This window comes from Streptomyces sp. NPDC048352, assembly GCF_040651895.1.
GTDB lineage: Bacteria > Actinomycetota > Actinomycetes > Streptomycetales > Streptomycetaceae > Streptomyces.
Window position 1 is genome coordinate 1 of the sequence record NZ_JBEZKZ010000135.1, and the last position, 8552, is coordinate 8552.

The following is an 8552-nucleotide window of genomic DNA, read 5'->3' on the forward strand; positions in this document are numbered from 1 at the left end:
CGGCCCGGGACGCGGCGGTCTGGCACGACTCGGCGCGGGCGCCCCGACGCGGGCGCCACCGGGGGCACCCCGGGCGGCGGTCCTGGGCCCGAGGAGGGCCCGGGGCCGCGAGGGGCGGGTTGTCAGATGAAGCCGAGGGCCGCGGCTCCGCCCATGCCCCCGAGCAGCATGAACACCGGCATGAGCACCTTCAGCTCGACCCAGCTGCCGGCGCGGAAGCGAAGCATCTTCGGCGGCCCCACCGGGTACCAGCGCTTGCCCGCGATGGGCAGCGGCCACAGGACCGGGCAGCCGGAGACGGTCAGCGCGTCTCCGATGTCGTGGACCAGCGCACCGAGCATGATCGGCAGGCCGAGCCAGAGGTACTCCTGGCCCGGCTCGGTGAAGAGCCAGCCCGCGCCGTTGCCCGGCTCGGCGAGCACCCCGGCGAGGATCCAGGCGCTGGTCGCGCCGAGCAGCCAGACCAGGATGTCGCTGGACATCCGGGCCGCCCGCCACAGGAGGCCTTCGACGGCCAGCACCAGGTGCACGAAGAGCAGCGCGAGCACGCCCCAGCGGTCGGCGGACGCCGCGAGCGCGGAGGATCCCGCGCCGACCAGGACCGCCCAGAGCCAGGTATGGGTCAGCGTCCGGTGGCCCCCGGTACGGCGGGCGTCGCGCGGTGAGCGGGTCGCCTTGTAGACGGCGTAGGAGATCTTGTCGACCACCTCGCACAGGCCCCGGGACAGGGGCCCGAAGGCGCGTGAGATCGTCGCCGACTTGTGGTCGAGGTCGGGGGCCAGGGCCGCTCCGGCGCAGATCAGGGCGCCGACGACCAGGACGGGCCAGGGCATCGGATGTCCGGCGGCCGCTGCCGCGGCGCCCACCCCCAGCCAGGCCGCAGCCCCCGACAGTGAGTGCGCCGGACCCATCATGCTCGTTCCCCGCCCCGGTTCTGTTGTGGTTGGGGCCCGGTGAAGGGATTCGCTCGGGCCGCCTCGACGGCCCAGCGTACCGGCGATGATCTTCCTTCCGTCCGCCGGTTCCCTCTTCCGGGGGGAAGCCAGGCAAGATGGGGGCGTGACCCTCATTGATCAGCTCCCGCCGACCGCCGACCCCGACGCCCTCTTCGAGGCTTTCTCCTCGTGGGCGGAGGACCAGGGCATCACCCTGTACCCGGCGCAGGAGGAGGCGCTGATCGAGGTCGTCTCCGGCGCGAACGTGGTCCTGTCGACCCCGACCGGCTCCGGCAAGAGCCTGGTGGCGGCCGGGGCGCACTTCACCGCGCTGGCCCAGGACAAGGTCACCTTCTACACCGCGCCGATCAAGGCGCTGGTGTCGGAGAAGTTCTTCGACCTGTGCAAGCTCTTCGGCACCGAGAACGTCGGCATGCTGACCGGTGACGCCTCGGTCAACGCCGACGCCCCGGTGATCTGCTGCACCGCCGAGGTGCTGGCCTCCATCGCGCTGCGCGACGGCAAGTACGCCGACATCGGCCAGGTCGTGATGGACGAGTTCCACTTCTACGCGGAGCCGGACCGCGGCTGGGCCTGGCAGATCCCGCTGCTGGAGCTGCCGCAGGCGCAGTTCGTCCTGATGTCGGCGACCCTCGGCGACGTGAAGCGGTTCGAGGACGACCTGACCCGCAGGACCGGCCGCCCGACCACCGTGGTGCGCTCCGCGACCCGGCCGGTCCCGCTCTCGTACGAGTACGTGACCACGCCGATCACCGACACCATCACCGAGCTGCTGGAGACCCGGCAGGCGCCCGTGTACATCGTGCACTTCACCCAGGCGCAGGCGGTCGAGCGGGCGCAGTCGCTGATGAGCATCAACATGTGCACCCGCGAGGAGAAGGACAAGATCGCGGAGCTGATCGGCAACTTCCGCTTCACCACGAAGTTCGGCCAGAACCTCTCCCGCTACGTCCGCCACGGCATCGGCGTGCACCACGCGGGCATGCTGCCCAAGTACCGGCGGCTCGTGGAGAAGCTGGCGCAGGCCGGCCTGCTGAAGGTCATCTGCGGCACCGACACCCTCGGCGTCGGCGTCAACGTCCCGATCCGCACGGTGCTGTTCACCGCGCTCACCAAGTACGACGGCAACCGCGTCCGCACGCTGCGCGCGCGGGAGTTCCACCAGATCGCCGGCCGGGCGGGCCGGGCCGGGTTCGACACGGCCGGGTTCGTGGTCGCGCAGGCGCCCGAGCACGTCATCGAGAACGAGAAGGCCCTCGCGAAGGCCGGTGACGACCCGAAGAAGCGCCGCAAGGTCGTCCGCAAGAAGGCCCCCGAAGGCTTCGTGGCCTGGTCTGACACCACCTTCGAGAAGCTGATCGCCGCCGACCCGGAGCCGCTGACCTCCCGCTTCAAGGTCACCAACATCATGCTGCTCTCGGTGATCGCCCGCCCGGGCGACGCCTTCAAGGCGATGCGCCACCTCCTGGAGGACAACCACGAGCCGCGCAAGGCCCAGCTGCGCCACATCCGCCGGGCCATCGCGATCTACCGGTCGCTGCTGGACGGCGGGGTCGTCGAGAAGCTCGACACCCCGGACGCCGAGGGACGCACCATCCGGCTCACCGTCGACCTCCAGCAGGACTTCGCGCTGAACCAGCCGCTGTCCACCTTCGCGCTGGCCGCCTTCGACCTGCTGGACCCGGAGTCCCCGTCCTACGCGCTGGACATGGTCTCCGTCGTGGAGTCCACGCTGGACGACCCGCGCCAGATCCTGGCAGCCCAGCAGAACAAGGAACGGGGCATCGCGGTCGGCGCGATGAAGGCCGACGGGATCGAGTACGAGGAGCGGATGGAGCGCCTCCAGGAGGTCACGTATCCCAAGCCCCTCGAGGAACTGCTGGTCCACGCCTACGAGGTCTACAGCAAGAGCCACCCGTGGGTCCGCGACCACCCGGTCTCCCCGAAGTCGATCATCCGCGACATGTACGAGCGCGCGATGACCTTCACCGAGTTCACCTCCTTCTACGAGCTGGCCCGTACCGAGGGCATCGTGCTGCGCTACCTGGCGAGCGCGTACAAGGCGCTGGACCACACCATCCCCGACGACCTGAAGTCCGAGGACCTCGAGGACCTCATCGCCTGGCTGGGCGAACTGGTCCGCCAGGTCGACTCCAGCCTGCTGGACGAGTGGGAGCAGCTGGCGAACCCGGAGGTGGAGACGGCGGAGCAGGCCCAGGAGAAGGCCGACCAGGTCAAGCCGGTCACGGCCAACGCCCGCGCCTTCCGCGTGCTGGTCCGCAACGCCATGTTCCGCCGGGTCGAGCTGGCGGCCCTGGACCACGTCGGCCAGCTCGGTGAGCTGGACGCCGAGTCCGGCTGGGACGCCGACGCCTGGGGCGAGGCCATGGACGCGTACTGGGACGAGTACGACGACCTCGGCACGGGACCCGACGCGCGCGGCCCCAAGCTCCTGCAGATCGAGGAGGACCCGGCGCACGGCCTGTGGCGCGTCCGCCAGGCCTTCGCCGACCCCGACGGCGACCACGGCTGGGGCATCAGCGCCGAGGTCGACCTCGCCGCCTCCGACGAGGAGGGCCGGGCCGTCATCCGGGTCACCTCCGTCGGCGAGCTCGGCACCCCCTGACCGCACCTCACGAGCCACCGCCCCGGGCGGCCCCGCCCGGCCCGCCGGACCCGACAGTGGAGAACCTGTGATGACGAACCCTGCCGAGAGACTGGTCGATCTGCTCGACCTGGAGCAGATCGAGGTCAACATCTTCCGGGGGGCCAGCCCCCAGGAGTCCCTCCAGCGCGTGTTCGGCGGCCAGGTCGCCGGCCAGGCGCTGGTGGCCGCCGGCCGGACCACCGAGAGCGACCGGCCCGTCCACTCGCTGCACGCGTACTTCCTGCGCCCGGGCATCCCCGGGGTCCCGATCGTGTACCAGGTGGAGCGGGTGCGCGACGGGCGCTCCTTCACCACGCGCCGGGTCACCGCCGTCCAGCAGGGCAAGACCATCTTCAACCTGACCGCCTCCTTCCATCACCCGGAGGAGGGCGGCATCGAGCACCAGCTGCCTCCCCGCCTCGACTTCCCCCACCCGGACACGCTCCCGAAGGTCGTGGACGAGATCCGCGAGCACCTGGGCGCGCTGCCCGAGGCGCTGGAGCGGATGGCCCGTCGCCAGCCCTTCGACATCCGGTACGTGGACCGGCTCCGCTGGACCCCCGAGGACCTCAAGGACGCCGATCCGCGCAGCGCGGTGTGGATGCGGGCGGTCGGCCCGCTCGGCGACGACCCCCTCGTGCACACCTGCGCCCTCACCTACGCCAGTGACATGACCCTCCTGGACGCCGTGCGCATCCCCGTGGAACCGCTGTGGGGCATGCGCGGTTTCGACATGGCCTCCCTGGACCACGCCATGTGGTTCCACCGGCCGTTCCGGGCGGACGAGTGGTTCCTGTACGACCAGGAGTCGCCCATCGCGCACGGCGGCCGTGGTCTGGCCCGCGGCCGCATCTACGACGTGGAGGGCAGGCTGCTGGTCTCCGTGGTCCAGGAGGGCCTCTTCCGCCCGTACCCGGCCGAGAAGTCCACGCCCGCCGTCTCGCCCCAGTAGCGGCCGGAGCGCCGCACCTCCTCCCCGCCCTCCTCACCGAAGAGCTGATCGCACCGATGCCCACCCCGGCCCTCCCCTGCCCCTGCGGGCTGCCCGCCGCCTACCCGGACTGCTGCGGCCGCTTCCACTCGGGCGCCGGGCAGGCGCCCACCGCCGAGCTGCTGATGCGTTCCCGCTTCAGCGCCTTCGCGGTCGGCGACACCGCCTACCTCCTGCGCTCCTGGCACTCCTCGACGCGTCCGGGCCGGCTCGACCTGGATCCGGAGCAGCGCTGGGAGCGCCTGGAGATCCTGGACACCGAACGCGGCGGGATGTTCGAGACGCAGGGGTCGGTGGAGTTCCGCGCCCACTACCGCGAGGGCGGCCACACCGGCTCGCTGCACGAGCACAGCTCCTTCTCCCGCGAAGGCGGAGCCTGGGTCTACGTCGGCCCCCTCTCCCCCGTCGAGTTCGACTGATCCCGCGCGCCGGTCAGGGCGAAGTCCAGGCTGGCGCGGTACCAGTGGACCTCCTCCGGCGGTTCCGCCCGCAGCAGCCGCCCCGCGACCGCCGCGGCCGCCGGCACCTGCGGGTGGCCGTAGGGCGGGGGCGGCGCGAGGGCGGCGAGCACGATGCGCTCCGCCGGGTCGGGCACGGCCGCCCGTACTTCCTCCTCGGGGAGGACGGAGGCCAGGACGGCCGCCCGCTCCCAGGGGTCGGCGGTGCCTCTGAGCAGGAGCCCCACATGCCGCCCCCGCCACCTGCGCGGCCTCAGGTCCGCCCCGGCCGCCATCAGCTCCCGGTCGGGCGGCGGCGCGGCCCCCGCCAGCATCCCCGGCTCCCGGGCCGCGAACTCCCGCAGCTCCGCGGCCAGATAGAGCCAGACGACGGCCCGGTAGCGGTTGATCCGGTAGCCGACGGGCGTGAGGTGCCCGCAGCGCGCGAGCCGGGTGAACCGGCTCGGCCCGACCTCCAGCACCCGCGCCCCCGCGTCGGTGCCGGCCACGGTTTCGATCCGCGTGCGCAGCGCCTGCGGGAAGCCCTCCTCCGCCTTGACCCGGTCCAGCTCGTCCCGGGTGAAGCGGACGGTTCCGCTCGCGGCCCGGGGGGCCGGGCGTACCAGTCCCAGCTGGACGGCCCGGGCGAACTCGCTGCGGCTCAGCCCCAGTTCCTCTGCCGCGCGGATCCCGCTCAGCGGCGTCTGCGGCGGCGGCGCCTCCGCCCGCGGGTCCAGTCGTACGCCCCGGTCCGCGACGCCCGCGCTCGCGTCCCCGCCCACGGACGCCCGCTCCAGCATGTCCACCTTCATCACAGTCCTCCCCCACGAGTGGCGATCACTCTGTGTGAAGACCGTAACCGGGCGTGACGACAGTGTGCGAGGCCTGTGGATAACTTCCCCGTCCCGGCCGGAGGTCAGCCCGACCGGAGCGGTCGTCAGCCCCCGGTGATCCGCCGCTCCGCGACGCCCAGGTGCTCCCCGACCCGGTTGACCAGCAGCGTCATCTCGTACGCCACCTGCACGATGTCCGCCTCCGCGGCGCTGAGCGCGCACAGGCAGCTGCCCGAGCCGGCCGCCACGACGAAGAGGAACCCCTCGTCGTACTCGACCATCGTCTGGCGGACCTCACCCGCCCGGAAGTGCCGCCCCGAGCCCTTCGCCAGGCTCTGCAGGCCGGCCGCGACCGCCGCCAGGTGCTCCGCGTCCTCGCGCGCCAGCCCGGCGCTCGCCGCCGTGACGAGCCCGTCGTTCGACAGGACCACCGCGTGCCGGACCTGCGGGACCCTGCGGGTCAGATCGTCCAGCAACCAGTCGAGCTGCTTGTCCAGTGCCATTTCCAGCCCCTCCCCGTTGACCCGGCCGACGCGGCCGCGCCCCACCCCGTTCGGTCGTGCCGCAAGCCTTGCCCACCAGGGGCTTTCCGGCAAGGAGGACGGACGCTTGGCCCGGAAGATGACTCAAGAGGACTGGCGTGCGTTCCTTCCCCGCTCCGCCGGCGCCGGAAAGCCGTCCGCGCCCCGCGAGGACGGAAGCGCGCACATCGCTCCCATCCGGTCCGTTCCCGGCGGGGATTCCCCCCTCTCCGGCACCGGCGAGAACACCGTCAAGGGGCGGAATCCGGCCCCCTACGGCCGGGTCGCATCCCACGGCTGCGCGGTGCGCGGGCCGCCCTCACCGGCGGGCGTCGCTCGCCGACGCCGGGGCGGACTACGGTCCCACCGAGTCGAGCAGCCGCGCGGTGTGCACCCGCCCGGCGTACTCCACCAGCCGGATCAGCACTTCCTTCCCCGAGTCCTTGTCCCGCGCGTCGCACAGCACCACCGGCGTCCCCTGCTCCAGGTCCAGCGCCCGGGACACCTCGTCCGAACCGTAACCGCGGGCTCCGGCGAAGCAGTTGACGGCGACCACGAAGGGGATGCGCCGGTGCTCGAAGTAGTCCACCGCCGGAAAGCAGTCCTCCAGCCTCCGGGTGTCGGCGAGCACGACCGCCCCCAGCGCGCCCTGCGCGAGCTCGTCCCACAGGAACCAGAACCGGTCCTGGCCCGGCGTCCCGAACAGGTAGAGCGACAGGCCCTCCCGGATGGTGATCCGCCCGAAGTCCATCGCCACCGTGGTCGTGGTCTTCTGGTCCACCCCTCCCGTGTCGTCGACCAGTTCGCCCGCCTCGCTCAGCGACTCCTCCGTCCGCAGCGGTTTGATCTCACTGACCGCGCCCACCAGCGTGGTCTTGCCGACCCCGAAGCCGCCGGCCACCAGGATCTTCAGGGCGAGCGCGGCGAGTTCCTCCTCGGCGCCGGGCCCGGCCGCGGAACCTCCGGTCTCCGCCGTGCCGTTGTCGTGCAGTCCCATCACAGCGCTCGCAATCCCTCGATGACTTCCCGCAGAATCCGCTCGTCCGGGAGCCGGGCGGGCGGCACCGGCCGGCTGACCTTGACGTGTCCCGCCTCCAGCAGGTCGCCCAGCAGCACCCGCACCACCCCCACCGGGAGGTCGGCCTCCGCCGCGAGCTCCGCGACCGACTGGGTCTCGGCGCGGCAGAGCCCGAGCAGGGCCCGGTGCTCCGGGCCGAGCAGCGCCTCGTCCCCCGCGCCGGCCGCCTCCGGATCCACCACCACCAGGGCGATCAGGTCGAACCGGACCCCGTGGGGGCCCGGCTTCGTACGCCCTCCGGTCATGGCGTACGGGCGCACGAGCGGGCCCGCCTCGGCGTCGTACCACTGGCCGCCCACGTCCCGGACCGCCGCTCTCACCCGGCGGCCGGCGGGTGGGCCGCGAACCGGGGCGGCGTGTACAGGTGCTCGCCGACCCGCTTGACCAGCCGGGCCATCTCGTACGCGATCAGCCCGACGTCGGCGCCGGCGGAACTGAGGACGGCCAGGCAGGAGCCTTCCCCGGCGGCGGCGACGAAGAGGAACCCCTCGTCCATCTCGACCATCGTCTGGCGTACGCCCCCGGCGTGGAAGTGCCGGCCCGCTCCCTTGGCGAGGCTGTGGAAGCCGGAGGCGACCGCCGCGAGGTGCTCGGCGTCCTCCCGGCTCAGCGCACTGGAGGAACCCACCGGCAGACCGTCGTTGGACAGGACCACCGCGTGCCGGACCTCGCGGACGCGCAGGACGAGGTCGTCGAGCAGCCAGTCCAGTTCGCCGGATCTGCGGCCGCCCCCGGGGGCGGCCCTGTGGTGTTCGGTCATCACGCTTCTCCTTCGCTGCCTGCGTGGGGGGACTCGTCCCGGGCGCCGCGCGCCCACCCGGCCCGGTAGGCGGCCATCCGCTCCCGCGCCTGCTCCGGGCTGCGGGCCGCGGCCGCGGGGTCCCCCGGGGGCCGGGGACCCGGCGGGGCCTCGGCGGCGGGTGCCTCGCGCAGCTGCGGGACCAGGCTGGCCTGGCGTACGCGTCGCGGCAGTTCGGTGACGGAGGCGCCGGGAACGGCCGGTGCCGGTGCCGGTGCCGGGACGGTACGGATGACCGCGCCCCCAGCGCCGCGCGGCCGCAGCGGCGCCACCGCGGCGGCGGGCGCCTG

General features: G+C 72.9%; 9 protein-coding genes and 1 pseudogene. 3 read left to right on the forward strand and 7 right to left on the reverse strand.

From position 1 onward, the window contains the following. Positions 1–122: 122 nt before the first annotated feature. Positions 123–914, reverse strand: coding sequence for a metal-dependent hydrolase (locus AB0D45_RS34120; protein ID WP_362466434.1), 792 nt, complete (start codon positions 912–914; stop codon positions 123–125). Between the two features lie 85 nt (positions 915–999). Between AB0D45_RS34120 and AB0D45_RS34125 the strand changes: the two genes are divergently transcribed. From AB0D45_RS34125 to AB0D45_RS34135, 3 genes are all read left to right on the forward strand, one after another. Further along, positions 1000–3582: a DUF3516 domain-containing protein gene (locus AB0D45_RS34125; RefSeq protein ID WP_361609960.1), complete on the forward strand. Its 2583-nt coding sequence runs from the start codon at positions 1000–1002 to the stop codon at positions 3580–3582. Positions 3583–3652: 70 nt separating this feature from the next. Continuing rightward, positions 3653–4555 carry an acyl-CoA thioesterase II gene (locus AB0D45_RS34130; RefSeq protein ID WP_361609961.1) on the forward strand — a complete coding sequence of 301 codons (903 nt, stop codon included), beginning with the start codon at positions 3653–3655 and terminating at the stop codon, positions 4553–4555. 56 nt (positions 4556–4611) lie between these two features. Continuing rightward, a complete protein-coding gene (locus AB0D45_RS34135) occupies positions 4612–5013 on the forward strand; it encodes a YchJ family metal-binding protein (RefSeq protein ID WP_361609962.1) in 402 nt (133 codons plus the stop codon). On the opposite strand, the gene AB0D45_RS34140 is transcribed toward AB0D45_RS34135, so the two are convergent. From AB0D45_RS34140 to AB0D45_RS34165, 6 genes and pseudogenes are all read right to left on the reverse strand, one after another. Beyond that, the gene (locus AB0D45_RS34140; RefSeq protein WP_362466438.1) at positions 4977–5843 is read right to left on the reverse strand and encodes a DUF6397 family protein; all 867 of its coding nucleotides are present in this window, start codon (positions 5841–5843) and stop codon (positions 4977–4979) included. The two genes, AB0D45_RS34135 and AB0D45_RS34140, sit on opposite strands and share 37 nt — an antisense overlap. A gap of 125 nt (positions 5844–5968) precedes the next feature. After that, positions 5969–6367 carry a roadblock/LC7 domain-containing protein gene (locus AB0D45_RS34145; RefSeq protein ID WP_351826093.1) on the reverse strand — a complete coding sequence of 133 codons (399 nt, stop codon included), beginning with the start codon at positions 6365–6367 and terminating at the stop codon, positions 5969–5971. 373 nt (positions 6368–6740) lie between these two features. Next, positions 6741–7382, reverse strand: a complete 642-nt coding sequence (locus tag AB0D45_RS34150; RefSeq protein ID WP_361609964.1) for an ATP/GTP-binding protein — start codon at positions 7380–7382, stop codon at positions 6741–6743. Next, positions 7382–7783: a DUF742 domain-containing protein gene (locus AB0D45_RS34155; RefSeq protein ID WP_361609965.1), complete on the reverse strand. Its 402-nt coding sequence runs from the start codon at positions 7781–7783 to the stop codon at positions 7382–7384. Before AB0D45_RS34155 ends, AB0D45_RS34150 begins: the two co-directional genes overlap by 1 nt. Beyond that, a complete protein-coding gene (locus AB0D45_RS34160) occupies positions 7780–8223 on the reverse strand; it encodes a roadblock/LC7 domain-containing protein (RefSeq protein ID WP_361609966.1) in 444 nt (147 codons plus the stop codon). Before AB0D45_RS34160 ends, AB0D45_RS34155 begins: the two co-directional genes overlap by 4 nt. Continuing rightward, positions 8223–8552 (reverse strand): annotated as a pseudogene (locus tag AB0D45_RS34165) (ATPase); the annotation flags it as partial. The gene AB0D45_RS34160 and the pseudogene AB0D45_RS34165, both read right to left, overlap by 1 nt.

Excerpts from the sequence above, each read along its gene's own strand:
- AB0D45_RS34120 (WP_362466434.1), bottom strand. The coding sequence starts at position 914 with ATGATGGGTCCGGCGCACTCACTGTCGGGGGCTGCGGCCTGGCTGGGG.
- AB0D45_RS34125 (WP_361609960.1), top strand. The coding sequence starts at position 1,000 with ATGATCTTCCTTCCGTCCGCCGGTTCCCTCTTCCGGGGGGAAGCCAGG.
- AB0D45_RS34130 (WP_361609961.1), top strand. The coding sequence starts at position 3,653 with ATGACGAACCCTGCCGAGAGACTGGTCGATCTGCTCGACCTGGAGCAG.
- AB0D45_RS34135 (WP_361609962.1), top strand. The coding sequence starts at position 4,612 with ATGCCCACCCCGGCCCTCCCCTGCCCCTGCGGGCTGCCCGCCGCCTAC.
- AB0D45_RS34140 (WP_362466438.1), bottom strand. The coding sequence starts at position 5,843 with ATGAAGGTGGACATGCTGGAGCGGGCGTCCGTGGGCGGGGACGCGAGC.
- AB0D45_RS34145 (WP_351826093.1), bottom strand. The coding sequence starts at position 6,367 with ATGGCACTGGACAAGCAGCTCGACTGGTTGCTGGACGATCTGACCCGC.
- AB0D45_RS34150 (WP_361609964.1), bottom strand. The coding sequence starts at position 7,382 with ATGGGACTGCACGACAACGGCACGGCGGAGACCGGAGGTTCCGCGGCC.
- AB0D45_RS34160 (WP_361609966.1), bottom strand. The coding sequence starts at position 8,223 with ATGACCGAACACCACAGGGCCGCCCCCGGGGGCGGCCGCAGATCCGGC.